Genomic DNA, 16,284 nt, shown 5'->3' on the forward strand with positions numbered 1-16,284 from the left:
CCAGGCCGCAACTGCATGTCGCATTCACGCAAGAGCGCAGCAGGCCGGGGGCGACGGCGCAACAAGGGCTTGCACGCAAGCGACGAGGACTTGCGCACAAGCGACCGCCCCGCCAAAACCCCATCCCCGCGACTTGCGGCCGACTTCTAGAGTCGCCTCAAGGCCTGCAGTCCCGGGCCGGCTCCCTCCACCGTTCGCCAAAGAGGCTTTCCATGTCCATGCCCCGCTTCCGCCGCCCCCAACTTCATCTGCTGGCCCAGGCCAGCCTGTTGCTGCTCAGCAGCGCCGCGCTGGCGCAGGAGGCCAAGCTCGAGCGCGTCGAGATCACCGGCTCCAGCATCAAGCGCATCGACGGCGAGACCGCGTTGCCGGTGCAGACCATCAAGCGTGACGACATCGACAAGAGCGGCGTCACCACCGCCGCCGAGCTGCTGAAGAACATCAGCGCCAGCGCCGCCAATCTCGGCGACGGCGCCTCCATCACCGACAACACCGGCGGCCAGCGCGGCTTCAACGGCGCCAATCTGCGCGGCATCGGCGTCTCCAGCACCCTGGTGCTGCTGAACGGCCGCCGCCTGGCCAACTTCGCCTCGCCCGGCGACAGCGCCGGCGTCGATCTCAACAGCATCCCGGCCGGCGCGATCCAGCGCGTCGAGATTCTGAAGGACGGCGCCTCGGCCATCTACGGCACCGATGCGATCGGCGGCGTGATCAACTTCATCACCCGCCAGGACTATCGCGGCGTCGATATCAGCGCCTATGTGGCCGACACCCAGGACGGCGGGGCCGGCAAGCGCACCGTGACCTTGAGCGGCGGCGTCGGCGACCTCAACCGCGACCGTTTCAATGTCTTCGCGACGCTGGACATCCAGAAGCTCGACGCGCTGCGCAGCACCCAGCGCGACTTCATCCAGGACCGTCCGCTGGCCGAGACCGTGCCCTACTACCTGTCGAGCCGCCCTTTCCCCGGCAATATCCGACTGTCGGGCACGGCCGCCACCCGCAACGCCCAGCTGGCCGCGATCAACGCCGCCGGCTACCGCTTCAACGGCCAGCCCTACAACCAGCGCACGCTCAATCTGTTCGCACCGGGCTGCAATCCGCCCGCCTCGGTCTACACCGAGCTGGTCGGCACCCAGGCCTGCGGCTATGACTACATGGCCGATACCGAGATCTATCCCAAGTCCGACAAGATCGCCTTCCTCAGCCGCGGCATCGCCGATCTGGGCGGCGGCCAGCAGGTCTTTGCCGAGCTGATGCTGGCGCGGGCCGAGACGCTGTATGTGCTGTCGCCCAACCCGACCACGCTCTCCGGGGTCAACTGGAGCGCGGTCAACGCCTTCCTGCCCAATCCGGTCAACCACCCGAGCAGCTTCGAAGTGCGCTTTCGCGCCACCGAGCTGGGCAACCGCAGCAGCGAGGTGACCAGCGAAGCCAATCGCGTCGTCGTCGGCACCACCGGCACCTTCGGCAGCTGGGACTACACGGTGGGCGCCAGCCATGCGCTCAACAAGGTCGAGGACCGCTATGTCAACGGCTACTTCAAGTTCAATGAGCTGGTAGCGGCCGTGCGCGGCGGCCAGATCAACCCCTTTGGTCCCAGCCCGGCCGCCAGCCAGGCGCTGATCCAGTCGCTGCGCATCGACGATGCGGCACGCCGCAGCGAGGGCACGACCTCGGGCCTCGACGCCAAGATCACCGGCACCCTCGGCCAGCTTGACGGCGGCGATATCGGCGTGGCCTTCGGCGCCGAGCTGCGCCGCGAGACCCAGAAGTTCACGCCCTCGGCCCTGCTGGTCAGCAACAACATCGGCGGCGACCGTGACGGCAGCGGCACCAACCCGGCCCTCGTCGCCACCAGCAACGGCCGCAATATCAGCTCGGCCTATGCCGAGATCAGCGCGCCCTACAGCAAGACCCTGGAGATCCAGGCCGCGCTGCGCGCCGACCACTACCAGCGCGTCGGCAGCTCGGTGAATCCCAAGCTGGGCCTGCGCTGGCAGCCGAACAAGGAGCTGCTGGTGCGCGCCTCGGCCGGCACCGGCTTCCGGGCGCCGAGCTTCAGCGAGCTCTACCGCCCGACCTCCTACGGCACCAGCGCCGCCTTCCTGTATGACGGCGTCTTCGACTCCTTCGAGCAGTACCCCACCGAGAAGGTCGCCAACCCCGATCTGAAGCCCGAGAAGAGCAAGCAGTTCTCGCTGGGCCTGGTGTTCGAGCCGCTGCGCGACACCAGCGTCAGCGTCGACTACTGGCATATCAAGAAGACCGATGTGATCAGCGACCTGTCCGGCAAGATCATCCTGGAGAATCCGGATCGCTATGCCGCCTATATCAAACGCGATCCGATCGACGATTTCCCGACCCTGATACTGCGCAAGGAAAACCAGGGCGGCCTGAAGACCTCGGGTCTGGACTTCGAAGGCCGCTGGCGCTCGGCCAGCACGGCAGCCGGCCGCTTCGGTGTGAACTTCAGCGGCACCTATGTGATCGAGTACAAGCGCCAGTTCGGCAAGACCGAGCCCTTCATCGAGAACGCCGGCCGCTTCCTGCAGGACCAGACCATCCAGCGCTGGCGCCATCGCCTGTCGCTGGACTGGGACCTCGGCCCCGCCAGCCTGACCCTGGGCAATAGCTACTTCTCGGCCCATACCGACGACAGCTACCTGCCGGACACCCAGCCGCGCAAGGTCAAGGCCTATGCGCTGTGGGACCTGAGCGGCAGTTACGCGATCAGCAAGGACCTGAAGCTGCGCGCCGGCCTGCTGAACCTGCTGAACACCGACCCGCCGTTCAGCAACCAGTCCTACTACTTCCTGTCCACCTATGACCCGACCTACACCGACCCGCGCGGCCGGACCTGGTTTGCAAGCCTGAGCTACAGCTTCCGCTGAGCGGGCCACAGCGCCAGGCCGCCAGCCAGGCTGAAGGCCTGGTCGCGGCCCAGCCGCCGCAGCGCCCTCGCGGCCTGGGCGCTGCGCTTGCCGCTGCGGCAGAAGAACAGCAGCGGCGTCCCGGCCGGCAGGGCCAGCCAGCCGGGCAGCGCCTCGGGCAGCGCCGACAGCGGCACGGCCTGGCAGGGTAAGGCCGTGCCGAGATCGAGGCTGAGGCCCATGCGCTGCTCATAAGGCTCGCGCACATCGACCAGCAGCAGCTCGGGGTGCTGCTGCAGCAGGGCCCGCACGGCGGCGGCGTCCAGCTCCGACCGCTGCTCCTGCGCATCACCGCCCTCCAGCGACAGCACCGGATGCAGCGGGCGCGGGCCGGCGCTGCATTGGCGCAGGGACTCGCCGCAGGCGCGGATGCGCTCGCAGGCCTGGGCGATGAACTCGGGCTCGGTGGCCGGGCCGAAGGACAGGCGCACCGCCGAGGCCGTCTGCCAGTCGGGCAATCCCATGGCCTCCAGCACATAGCTGGGCTGGGCCTTCGCGGCGCCGCAGGCCGAGCCGCCGCTGACGCGGATCTCGGCAGCGTCGAACAGGTCCAGCAGCAGCTTGGCGCTCAGGCCCGGCACCGCGAAGTTCAGCGTGGTGGGCAGGCACAGATCCGGCGGCGCATTGAAGACCAGGCCGGGAAAGGCCTGCCGCAGCGCGTCGGCGAGGCGCTCGCGGTAGCCGGCCAGCACGGCATGGTGCTTGAAGGTCTTGCCCTCATCCAGCGCCGCCAGCACCGCGCCCAGCGCGGCAATGCCCGACACATTCTCGGTGCCCGCGCGCTGCGCGCCCTCCTGGCCGCCGCCGGCCATCAGGGGCGTCAGCGGCGCGCCTTCGCGCACATAGAGCAGGCCTATGCCCTTGGGCGCATAGAGCTTGTGGCCCGAGAACGGCGCGTAGTCGATACGGCGCGCGGCCAGGTCCAGGCCCAGCTTGCCCAGGGCCTGCACGCTGTCCACCAGCCACAGCGCCGGGCTGTCGGCCAGCGCGGCTGCGATGCCGTCCAGATCGCTGATGACGCCGGTCTCGTTATTGGCGGCCATGGTGCAGACCAGGCCGGCGCGCGGCGCCTGGGCACGCAGCCAGTCCAGATCGTGGCGGCCATCGCGGCCGACCGGAATCGCCTGCACGACAAAGTTCAGGCCCAGCAACGCGTTCCAGTGCTTCAGCGCCTCGGGCACGGCCTTGTGCTCGGTGGCGCCATACAGCAGCAGATCGGGAACGAACTGTCCGGCATCGCGCCGGGCCCGCAAGGCGTTCAGCGCCGACAGCACCGCCGTCTGTATGCCCTCGGTCGCGCCGCTGACGAAGAGCAGTTGGCCGCTGGGTGCGCCCAGCACCCGCCGCGCCTGCGCGCGCACCGCGTCCATCAGCGCGCGGGCCTTCAGCCCGGTGCTGTGGACGCTGCTGGGGTTGCCGAAGTCATCGGCCATCGCCGCCAGCGCGGCGTCGCGGGCCTGGGGCAGCACCGGCGTGGTGGCATTGGCATCGAGATAGATTTCCATGGGATCGGGCGCGGGGCACCGCTGGCTTTGCTGATGCCCGGAATTCTGCGCGGCCGGGGCCGGAAACAACGTTCGTTGTTGACCGTTCTCCGGTCTTGTTATGCAATCCCATTTCTCAACAGAGAATAATTATGAAATTGGATTCCCTGGATCTGAAAATTCTTGAACTGCTGCAGCAGGACGCCGAGCAGCAGGTGGCGCAGATCGCCGCCCAGGTGGGCCTGTCGACCACGCCCTGCTGGCGGCGCATCCAGCGCCTGAAGGAAGCCGGCGTGATCACCCGCCAGGTGGCCCTGCTGGACGCGCGCAAGATCAATGTGGGCGTCACCGTCTTCGTCTCGGTGCGCACCAGCATCCACAGCCAGGAGTGGTTCGAGCGCTTTCGCGCCACCATCCAGGCGATTCCCGAGGTGGTCGAGTTCTACCGGATGAGCGGCGATGTCGACTATCTGCTGCGCGTGGTCGTGCCCGACATCGCGGCCTACGACGCGGTCTACAAGCGCCTGATCGCCGGCACCGAGCTGCACGACGTCAGCTCCAGCTTCGCGATGGAGGAGCTGAAGCTGACGACGGCGCTGCCGCTGAGCTATGTGAAGTGAAAAGGCGGCGTCAGGCCGCGATGCCCAGCTCGGCGGCCATGCGGTGGACCAGGGCCGTCAAGGCCTCGACCTCGGCCCGCAGGCGCAGCTGCTCGGCGCGCAAGGCCTCGATCTCCTGCTCGCGCGGCAGCGCCGGTGCCGCTGCTCCGCCGCTGTAGGCATCCTGCGCCACCGGCCCGCTCAGCAGATGGGCCCAGCGCGACTCGCGCGCCCCCGGGGCACGCGCCAGCTTGATCACATAGGGCTGAGGCTCGCGGCTGGCCAGTTCATCGAGAAAGCCCTCGACCGAGGAGATGTCGGCAAAGCGGTGCAGGCGCTCGGTGTACAGGCGCAGCTCGGCGGCGGTCAGCGGGCCGCGCAGCATCAACAGGGTCAGAATGGCCAGCGCCGCGCCGGGCACACCCAGCACGCGCGCGGCGTTGTGCTCGAAGCGCACGACGCGGCTGCCGCTGACGGTGTTGATCAGGTGCATGGCCTTGAGCTCATCGAGCGCCTGCAGCACCTCGGACTCGGAGGCATTCATCACCGGGTCGCGCGCGGTCTTCTGGTTGCAGCCCAGGGTCAGCGCGTTGACGGACAGCGGGTAGCTGTCCGGCACCGTATGCTCCTTCTCGACCAGCACGGCCAGTACGCGGGCCTCCAAAGGGGTCAGGTCTCGCAGTGTCGACATGCGCTCAGACTCCGAAGCCATCGTCGGCCTGGATCACGGCCCCGTTGATGAAATGGCTCTCGTTGGCGCACAGCATCAGCAGCGAGGTGTCGAGGTCCTGCGGATGGCCGACGCGCTTGCGCGGCAGCAGGTCGATCAGCTTCTTGCCGCCGTCAGTGGTCCAGTGGTGGTGGTTGATCTCGGTGTCGATATAGCCGGGGCAGATCGCGTTGACATTGATGCCGTACTTGCCCCACTCCAGCGCCATCGCCTTGGTCATGTGGATCACGGCGGCCTTGCTCATCGAGTAGACGCCGATCTGGCTGAGCACCCGCAGGCCGGCCATCGACGCGATATTGACGATGCGCCCGCCGATGAAGGTGCCCGGCGCCGAACCGCGGGCCCGCGCCAGCATGCGCTTGCCGACCTCCTGCGCGACGAAGAAGGCGCCGCGCACATTGGTGTCCATCACGAAGTCGTAGTCGTCGGCGCCGACATCGACCAGCTTCTGCGTCGTGCTGACGCCGGAGTTGTTGATCAGGATGTCCAGCGTGCCGACCTCGGTCTCGGCATGGGCGACCGCCGACTTGATGCTGTCCAGGTCGGTGACGTCCAGGGTCACGACATGGGCGTCGCCGCCGGCTGCCTCGATCTCGGCGCGCAAGGCCTTGAGCCGGTCCAGTCGCCGACCGGCCAGCACCACCCCGGCGCCGGCCTTGGCCAGGGTCTTGGCGAACTGCGCGCCCAGGCCGCTGGAGGCGCCGGTCACCAGGGCCACACGGCCCGATAAGTCAATGCTGTAGCTCATGGTCTCGTCCTCGGAAAACTGCTGGAGGAAACGATAGCATGCGCGCCGGTCATGATCGGACTCAGCGACGGTCTGTCAGCGCAGGTGCTCGATGATCCAGTCCTGTGCCTGCTCGGCCGGCAGCGGCCGGGCATAGAGATAGCCCTGGCCCTTGTCGCACTCCAGCACCGCCAGGATGTCCGCCTGCCCGGCGGTCTCGACACCCTCGGCCACCGTGCGCATGCCCAGGCTGCGCGCCACCCGCACAGTCGCCTCGATCAGCACACGGTGGTGGGCGCTGGTCTCGGCCTGGCTGACGAAGGAGCGGTCGATCTTGACCACATCGACCGGCAACAGGTGCAGGCTGGCCAGCGAGGAGTAGCCGGTGCCGAAGTCGTCCAGCGCCAAGCCTATGCCCAGGGCCTTGAGCCGATGCAGCATGCGCTGCACCGACTCGCCCTGCGCGGCCAGGCTCTCGGTGATCTCCAGTTGCAAATGCCGTGCCGCCAGGCCGCTGTCGGCCAGCGAGCGGGCTACCAGCTCGGGCAAGTCGGCATCGGCCAGCTGCGCACGCGACAGATTGACCGAGAGGATCTGCGGCGCGCCGTCTCCGAGCTGGCGCTGCCAGGTGGCGAACTGCCGGCAGGCCGTGTCCAGCACAAAAGCGCCCAGCGGCGCGATCAGGCCGGTCTCCTCGGCCACGTCGATGAACTCGACCGGCGGCACCAGGCCGCGCGCCGGGTGCTGCCAGCGCACCAGCGCCTCGACCCCGCTGCAAGCCCCGCCGACCAGATCGACCAGCGGTTGATAGACCACAAACAGCTCGCCCTGTGCCAGCGCCCGACGCAGATCGCTCTCGACCTGGCCGCGCCGCGCCGCGCGCTGTTTCATCTGCGGTTCGAACACACAGTAGCGGGCGCCGCCCGCACGCTTGGCCACCCGCATCGCGGTGCTGGCGTCCTGCAGCACCGCATCGGCATCACCCTCTGCCTGGGCCCGCAGCACCACGCCCATGCTGGCGCTCAGATGCAGTTGCTCGTGGGCGATGCCATAGGGCTTGGCCAGCGCATCAAGCAGGCGCTGCGCGACGCCGTGCACATCGTCGGCGCGGCGCAGGCCCTCAAGCACGACGACAAACTCGTCACTACCCAGCCGGGCGGCGGTCTGGGTGTGCGACGGCACCGCGATGCCGCTGACTACCACATCGCCCAGCCGCACCGTGCTGCTCAGCCGCTCGGCGATCAGGCGCAGCAGCTCGTCGCCGACACCGGGGCCCAGGCTGGCATTGACGCGATTGAAGCGGTCGATATTGATGAAGAGCAGCGCGAACTGATAGGTCGCATCGGACCGCGCATGCAGCAAGGCCTGCTCGATGCGCTCGAGCGCGACCGCGCGGTTCGGAATCAGGGTCAGGCTGTCGGTGCGGGTGGCATCGCGCAGTTGCGAGGCCACCCGCTGCTGCTCGTCCAGCGCCGCCGCCGTCGCATCGCTGACGCTGGCGATCAAGGTGTCGGCATCGAGCTTGAGCAGGCGGATGTCCAGCGCCTTGACCGGGCTGCGCGGGTGCGCCACCGGCACCCGCAGTGCCTCGCAGATCACGCCGTTCGATTCGCCCAGCGCGGCCGTCTGCGCACGCAGCTCGGGCGCCACGGTCTGCAAGGCATCGAAGAGATTGAGCAGATTGCCGCCGGGCGCCACCGGCATCAGCAGCTGCGCGGACATCGGGTTGGCCATCATGATCTCGCCATCCGGCCGCGCCTGCAGCAGGCCGATCGGCGACTGGTAGAGAAACTGGATCAAGGCCTCGTAGGCGCCGGCCTCCGGCTTCATAGGCCGGTCTCCAACTCGCTGGGGGCGGCGCTGCCATGCCAGCGCTGCGCCCGGTTTCGGCCAAGCGCCTTGGCCTGGTAGAGCGCGGCGTCGGCGCGCTTGATCAGTGCATCCAGACCGGCCACACCGGCCTGCATCTGGGCCACGCCGGCACTGACGGTGTAGCGGACGCAGTGTCCGTCGATCTCGACCGGCCGCTCCGCAATGCTTTGGCACAGGCGCGATGCCAGAGCCTCGGCGCCGTCGATCGTGGTGTCCGGCAGCAGCAGGATGAACTCCTCGCCGCCGACCCGGGCCACCACATCGAGCGAGCGCGAGCAGGCGCCCAGCGCCACTGCCAGATGGCGCAGCACCGCGTCGCCGGCGGCATGGCCATGGCGGTCATTGATCTGCTTGAAATGATCAGCATCGATCATCACCAGCGACAATGGGCGCGGCTGCCGGGCCCAGCGCTGCAACTCGATCTCGGCGGCCTCGAAGAAGGCCCGACGGTTGGCCAGGCCCGTCAGGTGGTCGCAGAAGATCGAGCGGCGCAAGGCCTCATGAGCCTCGCGGCGGTCGGAGATGTCGCGGATGATCAGGCTGTAGCCGCGCGGCGCGCCGGCCTCGTCGGCACCCTCATGCAGCGGCGCGATCAGGCAGCTGCCCCAGAAGCGCGAGCCGTCGGCACGCAGCCGCCAGCCCTCGTCCAGACTCCAGCCGCTGCGGTCGGCCTCATGCAGACGATCCTGCATCCGTGCCGGCGACAGGTCATCGGGCGGATAGAAGACCGCGTAGCCGCGTCCTAACGAGGCCTCGGCCGCAAACCCGGTCACCCGTCCGACGCTGGGGTTCCAGGCTTGCACAGCCCCCTGCTCGTCCAGTGGCAGCAGCGCATAGTCGGTGATGCCGCTGACGATGGTGTTGATCCAGGCCTGGCTCTGGCGCAGTTCGCGCTCGCGCCTGACGGACTGGGTCACGTCGTTGAGCACGGCCATCAAGCGCTCGTCATCGAGCTTGAGCAGGCTCAGAGACAGCAGCTGCGGTTCGGCATGCCCCGAGCCGGCTGGGGCCACCTGCAGCTGCTGCGCCTCGACAATCATGCCGTGCGAGCCCTGAAAGTCGGCCACGCGGTGGCGCAGGTCCGGCGCCACATCGGCCAGCGCGGTGAAGAGATTGGCCAGCGCGCCGTCGCGCGACAGCGGCATCAGCAGCTGTGCGGAGAGTGGATTGATCAGCAGAATCTCGCCGTCAGGGCGCAGTTGCAGCAGGCCTATCGGCGCCATGTAGAGAAACTGCAGCAGCGCCTCGTGCTCCTGCTCGATCACGGAGGTGCTCATAGGGGAGCAGGCTCAAGGGGCACGGTTGACCAGCACATAGCGCCGTGCAGCGCCGGGGCTGGACAGCAGGCGCAGCCTGACCTTGACGGGCCGCATCCGCAAGGTCAGCACATAGTCGATCACGTCATCCAGCGCGCTGCTCGCCTGCTGCGCGTCTTCGAAGCGCTGCGCCACCATGAAGTTGTTCATGCAAGGCGCCACCACGGTGAACAGCGCATGCCCCAGCACGCGCTCCGGCGACAAGCCGGCGGCCTTGGACTCAAAAGCGTTGTAGCGCCGGACCACCCCTTCAGCATCAAAACCGATGACACCAAAGTCCAGGGCATCGAGCTCGGCATCGCCGGCCTGTTCAAGCAACATCAGCAATCCTTGATCGGCAAAAGCGGGGTTTTGAACAGTGTTCATCGAGTTCTCTTGGGCAGATGGGAGGCAAATCGCTCTCTGGGTATACCGTCTTTTCGGCTCAACGGCAGGAAACATGAGGCCACGGCCGGCTCAGAACTGCATGAAGCTCACCCCAGCACCTATGCTGGTCTGGCGGAAGTTGTAGTCGGTCAGCGTTTCGCCATAGCCGCGGAAGGCCTGCAGATACCAGCGCAGGCCGTTGGGCTGGTCCTCGAAGACCGGGTAGGTCCATTCCAGCTGCAGCGCGCCGTACTTGACGTTCTTCAGCGTGCTGCGATAGAGCAGCGAGGCGGTGTGCTTGCCATGGGCCCAGTTCAGCTGAAACTCGCCGCGGCCGCGGTAGCTGACCAGGTCGGGGTTGTTGTCGGTGGCCAGCGGCTCGTTGAGGCGCTGGGTCAGCCGGGTGCTCAGCGACCAGTCGCCGCGCTCGAAGCCGGCGCCGAGATTGACGCGGTTCCAGCTGCGCGACAGTGGATCGGACTGGCCGTTGGACTGGTGGGCGATGCCCAGCTGCGCATAGCGCCATTGCCAGCCGAAGGGCAGCTGGCGCCAGGCCTCGGGCGTGGGCAGCACATAAATCACCTCGGGCTCGTAATCGCTGTTGCGAAAGGGCTTGGAGTCCTTGCCATTCCAGATCTGCCACATCGCCTGCTGGGTGAAGGCCACCCACAGATCACCGCCGGGCAAGATCAGGTCCTGGGCCAGCTTGGTGCGCAACGAGAGCTGGAACTTGGCCTCCTCGCGCCGGTAGTTTGGCTGCGCCACGACCGCCTGGGTCGGCGACTGCGGCTGGCGGTTGATGCGGCTGGTGTAGTGAAAGGGCAGCACATAGTTGGGCTTGTAGCCGACGAAGTTGAAGGTGCCGCGCTTGTCCTCGGCGTCGAGCTCCCAGAACTTGGACATCAGGCTGGAGCTGCTGCGCGTTTGCGCGGCGTTCAGCGCCCCCTTGGGGGCCAGTTCGGAGCTGGACGGAGCGGCCGTGGCCGTCGGCGCGGCCTCGGGGGCCGGGGGCAGCTCGGGTGCCCGCCCCGCCAGCTTGTCATAGCAGGCCAGCCGGTCGGCCGGGGCACCGATCGCGGCGCAATAGGCCAGGGTCGGCGCCTCGGCCTCGGCCAAGGCCGGTTGAGCGCTGGCAGCGGCCAGCAGGGTCAACAACAGCGACGGGACAGCGGAATGTCTGGGCATGGGGGCCTTGAAAACGAATCGAGCTGCGCATGATCGCAGCCCTGGCGCTGCCGGTCTGTGACACGGGGTTTCCGCGCCGCGCTAGAGCTCTCAGCCCAGAGCCGAAAAGCACGATCGTTCTATTTTTCAATCGCACCAGTAGAATGCGGCCCGAACAGTGCGCGGCCACCCGCGTGGCTCCAGCAAAAGAACCAAGGACAAGCATGACGAGCGAAGAACTTGTGGCCCAGTACGGTCCGCGCGAGAACATGGAATACGACGTGGTCGTGGTGGGCGGTGGCCCGGCCGGCCTGGCCAGCGCGATCCGGCTCAAGCAGCTGGCGGCCGCCAAGGGTCAGGACTTGTCCGTGGTGGTGCTGGAGAAGGGTTCCGAGCCCGGCGCGCACATCCTGTCCGGCGCCGTGATGGACCCCCGCGCCATTACCGAGCTGTTCCCGAACTGGCAGGAGCTCGGCGCCCCGCTGAAGCAGGCGGTGACCGGCGACGAGGTGCTGTTCCTCAGCGAAAGCGGCGCCACCAGCACGCCGCAGTGGCTGATCCCCGAGTGCTTCCACAACCACGGCAACTATGTGATCTCGCTGGGCGCGGTCAGCAAATGGCTGGGCGAGCAGGCCGAGGCGCTGGGCGTCGAGATCTTCCCCGGCTTCACCGCCGCCGAGATCGTCTATGGCGAGCAGGGCGAGGTGCGCGGCATCGCCACCGGCAATATGGGCGTGGGCAAGGACGGCGAGCCCACCGGCGAGTTCCAGCTGGGCATGGAGCTGCTGGGCAAGTACACCATCTTTGCCGAGGGCTCGCGCGGCCATCTGGGCAAGCAGCTGATCGCCAAATACCAGCTCGACGCCGGCAAGGACCCGCAGAGCTATGCGATCGGCATCAAGGAGCTGTGGGAAGTGCCGGCCGACAAGGCCAAGCCCGGCCTGGTCGTGCACACCGCCGGCTGGCCGATGGACAACGAGACCTATGGCGGCGGCTTCCTCTACCACCTGGAGGGCAACAAGATCACGCTGGGCTTTGTCGTCGGCCTCGACTACAAGAACCCCTGGCTCTCGCCCTTCGAGGAAATGCAGCGCTGGAAGACCCATCCCAGCATCCGCGCCCATCTGGAGGGCGGCAAGCGCATCAGCTACGGCGCGCGCGCGATCACGGCCGGCGGCCTCTTGAGCCTGCCCAAGACCGTGTTCCCCGGCGGCGCCCTGGTCGGCTGCGATGCCGGCTATCTGAACGCGGCCCGCATCAAGGGCAGCCATGCGGCCATCAAGACCGGCATGCTGGCCGCCGAAGCCGCCTTCGAGGCCCTGGGCGCCGGCCGCTCGCACGACGAGCTGGCCGCCTACCCGGCCGCCTTCGAGCAGAGCTGGCTGCACGCCGAGCTGAACCAATCGCGCAACTTCAAGCAGTGGTTCAAGAAGGGCAACACGGTCGGCGCGCTGATGACCGGCATCGAGCAGTGGTTCCTGCCGAAGCTGGGCATCAAGAGCCCGCCGTGGACCATCCACCGCACCCTGCCCGACCATGTCTATCTGCGCCCCGCCGCCGAGTCGAGCAAGATCGCCTACCCGAAACCCGATGGCAAGCTGACCTTCGACCGACTCTCCTCGGTCTTCGTCTCCAACACCAACCACGCGGAAGACCAGCCGGCCCACCTGACGCTGAAGGACGCCGCGGTGCCGGTGGCCATCAATCTGGCCAAGTTCGCCGGCCCCGAGAGCCGCTACTGCCCGGCCGGGGTCTATGAGTTCATCAAGACCGATGCCGGCGAGGACCGGCTGCAGATCAACGCGCAGAACTGCGTGCACTGCAAGACCTGCGACATCAAGGACCCGACGCAGAACATCGTGTGGGTCACCCCCGAAGGTGGGGGCGGTCCGAACTACGCGGGCATGTAAAGTCCTACGCAGCGCTTAGCCTTCCGCCATAGCCCGCCCTCACCGGCGGGCTTTTTCATGTCTGCCTTGCTTATCCCTATGCCCTCGCTGATCCGCACTGCCCTGCTCACGATCGCCGCCCTGGCAGGGTCAGTCGCCCAGGCTCAGCCGCTGAGCCGCGCCGAGGTGTTCCGCTCGCCCGACTATGCCGCCGCCCAGCTCTCGCCCAGCGGCCGCTATGTGGCCGTTCTGGTGCCCGGCGAAGACCGCCGCCGCAACCTGGCCATCCTCGATCTGGACAGCGCCCGTTTCAGCGCCCGAATCTCCGTGCCTTTTGCCGACGTCGGCGAGTTCATCTGGCTCAGTGACGCGCGCCTGGTGTTTTCGCTGACCCAGCTGGGACAAAGCCGCAAGACCAGCAGCCATGTCGGTGGTCTCTATGTGGTTGGCCGCGACGGCAAGGAGCAGCGCCGCCTGTTCCAGACCGCCGGCGAATGGGCCAACACGGGCGTGCGCCGGATGGTGCAGATGTGGCCGCAGCAACGCGTGCCGGGCAGCGATGAGGAGCTGATCGTGGCCAGCAACGATGTGGACGAGCACAGCATCGATCTTTATCGCCTCAACGTGCTGACCGGCAAACGCACACTGCTGACCGACAAGCGCCCGCCGCGCATCGGCCGCTGGGTGCTGGATGCGCAGCTTCAACCGCGGGTGGCGATCGGCCGGGAGGCCGACTCGCTGGATCTGATCAGCCACTACCGTGACAGCGACGGAAGCTGGCGCGAGCTCTGGCGCCATCGCGGCAGCCGTGGCGACGTCAGCGTGCCGCTGAGCATCGAGGCCGACGGCAAGCTGCTGGTCGCCAGCAATGCGGGCCGCGACACCACGTCCGTGCGCGAATATGACCCGCAGCGCCAGCAATGGGGCGAGGTCCTGGTCGAGCATCCGCGCTACGACGTGGCCGTTGACGCGCTGGGATCGCCCGTCGGTGCGCAGCTGCATCATGAGCTCACCCACGAGCTGCTGGGCTTTGCCGTCGCGGCCGAGCGCCCGCTGCAACTCTGGATGGATGAGCGTCGCCGGGCTGTGCAGGCACTGGTCGACAAGGCCCTGCCGGGCCGCAGCAACATCCTGCAGTTCAGCGCCGGCGATCGGGTGCTGGTGGGCTCCAGCTCAGACACCGAGGTGATGCGCTGGTATCTGCTGGACAGCCGGCAAGGCCTGCTCACCGAGCTGCTGAACAGCCGCCCCGGGCTGGCACGCGAACGCGTGCCGGGGACCGAGATCCTGGAGCTGCGCGCCCGCGACGGCCTGCCCCTGCTGGCGTATCTGCTCAAGCCGGCAAAGGCGCCAAGAGGCCAACCCCTGCCCGTGCTGATGCTGGTGCACGGCGGCCCCTGGGACCGCGGTGCCGTCTGGGGCGACGAGCACGGCGACATGGCCACGGCCCGTTGGCTGGCCTCGCGCGGTTATCTGGTCGTGCTGCCCAGCTTTCGCGGCAGCCTGGGCTTCGGCAAGCGCATGCTGCAAGCCTCGCGCGGCCAGTTCGGCCTGGCCATGCAGGATGATCTGGACGATGTGCTGACTGCCGTGCTCCAGCGCGCCGATGCCGACCCGCAGCGCCTGTGCATCATGGGCGCCAGCTACGGCGGCTATGCCAGCCTGATGGCGGCGGCGCGCGCGCCCGAGCGCTACCGCTGCGTCGTGGCGGGCCTGCCGGTCAGCGATCTGCCGGCGCTGCTGGACTCGGGCTGGAGCGACATCTCCAGCAACGAGCGGGCGCGCGAGTTCTGGGTCGAGATGGTGGGCGATCCCAAGCAGCAGCGCGCCGCGCTGCAGGCCGTCTCGCCAGTCCATCTGGCCGACAGAATCAAATCCAAGGTGATGATTTACGCCGGCGTCGATGACCGCCGCACGCCGCTGGAGCAGGCCGAGAGCATGCGCCGCGCCTTGCAGCGTGCCGGCAATGAGCCGCTCTGGCTGGCCAAGTACGGCGAAGGCCACGGCTACCGGCTCACCGGCAACCATGACGAAATGCTGGACCTGCTGGAGCGCTTTCTGGCCGAGCAGCTCAAGCCCTGATCGCGTCAGCCCAGCGGATAGTCGTAGCGCACAAAGCCACGATGCTGGGCCACCCGGTCATAGAGCGCGCGGGCCCTGGCATTGTGGGCCTGGGTCTGCCAGTAGTAGCGCGTCGCGCCCTGCGCGGCGGCGCGCTCGGCCACCGCCTCGATCAAGTCCGCAGCCACCCCCTGGCCGCGCGCATCCGGGTCGACAAAAAGGTCCTGCAGATAGCAGCTCGAACCGGTCCAGACGCTGGTGTGAAACAGGTAGTGCGCCAGGCCCAGCAGCCGGCCGTCTGCATCGACCGCCGCCAGCCCGTGGACCTCCTGCCCGGCCAGCAGGCGTTGCCAGGCCAGTTCGTAGGTCTCGGCATCATGCTCGGTCTCGTAGAAGGCCTTGTAGCCGCGCGCCAGCGGTTCCCAGCCGGCACGGTCGGCGGCCTGCAGGGGCCGAATCGTCCAGTCCGGCCGGCTCATGCGCCCAGCCCCAGTTGGTGCATCCACCGCGCCAGTTCGCGTTCCTTGGCCGTGCCGGCCTCGCTGTGGGCAATGATGCGCGCACGCTCGAGCGCCGAGCGGTTCTGGCTCAGCTTGGCCTTGGCCTCCCAGCGCTCCACCCTGATGCGGAAGCCCACGATGGCGCCCAGCAGCTTGTGCTGGAAGTCCTCGGGCAGGCCGCGCCACTGCTCGGCATAGCCGGGCTCATGGCGGGCGATCAAGCGCTTGAGCAGCGCGTCCTTGGCGGCGGCCTCGTCGATGGTCTGCAGCGCGCCGTGCACATGGACGGCCAGGTAGTTCCAGGTCGGCACATTGAGCCGGGTTTCGTAGTGCGTCGGTGAGATATAGCCGTCCGGCCCGCTGAACACCGCCAGCACCTGGCCCTGCGCGGCCAGCCAGGCCCAGTGCGGATTGGCGCGCGCCATATGGCCCTCCAGCCACCAGCCCTCTTCATCGCTCCCCCAGGACAGCGGCAGATGGGTCACGAAACTCTGCCCCTGCGCATCGGGGCCGACCAGCATCGCGAAGGGTTGTTCATCGATCAGCCGGCGCGCCAGCGCCAGATCGCTCAGTGCAAAGTGTTTGGGGGTGTACATGGCCCTCACTCTAGGGCATCGCTTGGTACGATCAAAGATCCAATATC

Annotated in this window: 13 protein-coding genes; 4 read left to right on the forward strand and 9 right to left on the reverse strand. The window is 67.8% G+C overall.

Annotated features, from left to right (window positions below; translation table 11 throughout):
* The first annotated feature begins 212 nt into the window (after positions 1-212).
* A complete protein-coding gene (locus O5M90_RS05800; RefSeq protein ID WP_269840321.1) occupies positions 213-2,894 on the forward strand; it encodes a TonB-dependent receptor in 2,682 nt (893 codons plus the stop codon).
* Here the strand turns inward: O5M90_RS05800 and O5M90_RS05805 are convergent.
* Positions 2,879-4,438, reverse strand: coding sequence for an aminotransferase class V-fold PLP-dependent enzyme (locus O5M90_RS05805; protein ID WP_269840322.1), 1,560 nt, complete (start codon positions 4,436-4,438; stop codon positions 2,879-2,881). The two genes, O5M90_RS05800 and O5M90_RS05805, sit on opposite strands and share 16 nt — an antisense overlap.
* Before the next feature lie 131 nt (positions 4,439-4,569).
* On the opposite strand from O5M90_RS05805, the gene O5M90_RS05810 reads away from it, so the two are divergent.
* Entirely contained in the window at positions 4,570-5,037 is a 468-nt protein-coding gene (locus tag O5M90_RS05810; RefSeq protein WP_137941954.1) for an Lrp/AsnC family transcriptional regulator, read from the forward strand.
* A 10-nt stretch (positions 5,038-5,047) separates the two neighbouring features.
* Here O5M90_RS05810 and O5M90_RS05815 read toward each other — a convergent pair whose 3' ends face one another.
* The 6 genes from O5M90_RS05815 to O5M90_RS05840 all read right to left on the reverse strand — a co-directional run bounded on the left by O5M90_RS05815 (position 5,048) and on the right by O5M90_RS05840 (position 11,212).
* The gene (locus O5M90_RS05815; RefSeq protein WP_269840323.1) at positions 5,048-5,707 is read right to left on the reverse strand and encodes a YceH family protein; all 660 of its coding nucleotides are present in this window, start codon (positions 5,705-5,707) and stop codon (positions 5,048-5,050) included.
* Between the two features lie 4 nt (positions 5,708-5,711).
* Complete coding sequence (locus O5M90_RS05820) at positions 5,712-6,494, reverse strand: SDR family oxidoreductase (RefSeq protein WP_269840324.1); 783 nt, start codon at positions 6,492-6,494, stop codon at positions 5,712-5,714.
* 75 nt (positions 6,495-6,569) lie between these two features.
* Entirely contained in the window at positions 6,570-8,303 is a 1,734-nt protein-coding gene (locus tag O5M90_RS05825) for a putative bifunctional diguanylate cyclase/phosphodiesterase (protein WP_269840325.1), read from the reverse strand.
* On the reverse strand, positions 8,300-9,622 hold the full coding sequence (locus O5M90_RS05830; protein ID WP_269840326.1) for a sensor domain-containing diguanylate cyclase: 1,323 nt from the start codon (positions 9,620-9,622) through the stop codon (positions 8,300-8,302). Before O5M90_RS05830 ends, O5M90_RS05825 begins: the two co-directional genes overlap by 4 nt.
* Before the next feature lie 12 nt (positions 9,623-9,634).
* Positions 9,635-10,027 (reverse strand): PAS domain-containing protein, encoded by a 393-nt coding sequence (locus O5M90_RS05835; RefSeq protein ID WP_137941950.1) that lies wholly within the window; start codon positions 10,025-10,027, stop codon positions 9,635-9,637.
* A gap of 90 nt (positions 10,028-10,117) precedes the next feature.
* On the reverse strand, positions 10,118-11,212 hold the full coding sequence (locus O5M90_RS05840) for a phospholipase A (RefSeq protein WP_262970428.1): 1,095 nt from the start codon (positions 11,210-11,212) through the stop codon (positions 10,118-10,120).
* Positions 11,213-11,415: 203 nt separating this feature from the next.
* Here O5M90_RS05840 and O5M90_RS05845 point away from each other — a divergent pair, with 203 nt between their 5' ends.
* Positions 11,416-13,101 carry an electron transfer flavoprotein-ubiquinone oxidoreductase gene (locus tag O5M90_RS05845; RefSeq protein WP_137941948.1) on the forward strand — a complete coding sequence of 562 codons (1,686 nt, stop codon included), beginning with the start codon at positions 11,416-11,418 and terminating at the stop codon, positions 13,099-13,101.
* A 57-nt stretch (positions 13,102-13,158) separates the two neighbouring features.
* On the forward strand, positions 13,159-15,162 hold the full coding sequence (locus O5M90_RS05850; protein WP_269840327.1) for an alpha/beta hydrolase family protein: 2,004 nt from the start codon (positions 13,159-13,161) through the stop codon (positions 15,160-15,162).
* A 5-nt stretch (positions 15,163-15,167) separates the two neighbouring features.
* Here O5M90_RS05850 and O5M90_RS05855 read toward each other — a convergent pair whose 3' ends face one another.
* Together O5M90_RS05855 and O5M90_RS05860 are read right to left on the reverse strand one after the other, a co-directional pair.
* Entirely contained in the window at positions 15,168-15,620 is a 453-nt protein-coding gene (locus O5M90_RS05855) for a GNAT family N-acetyltransferase (protein WP_269840328.1), read from the reverse strand.
* On the reverse strand, positions 15,617-16,237 hold the full coding sequence (locus O5M90_RS05860) for an FMN-binding negative transcriptional regulator (protein ID WP_269840329.1): 621 nt from the start codon (positions 16,235-16,237) through the stop codon (positions 15,617-15,619). The genes O5M90_RS05855 and O5M90_RS05860 overlap by 4 nt, the downstream gene beginning before the upstream one ends.
* Positions 16,238-16,284 lie beyond the last annotated feature (47 nt).

This window comes from Paucibacter sp. M5-1 (assembly GCF_027498415.2).
Taxonomy (GTDB): Bacteria; Pseudomonadota; Gammaproteobacteria; order Burkholderiales; family Burkholderiaceae_C; genus Roseateles_E.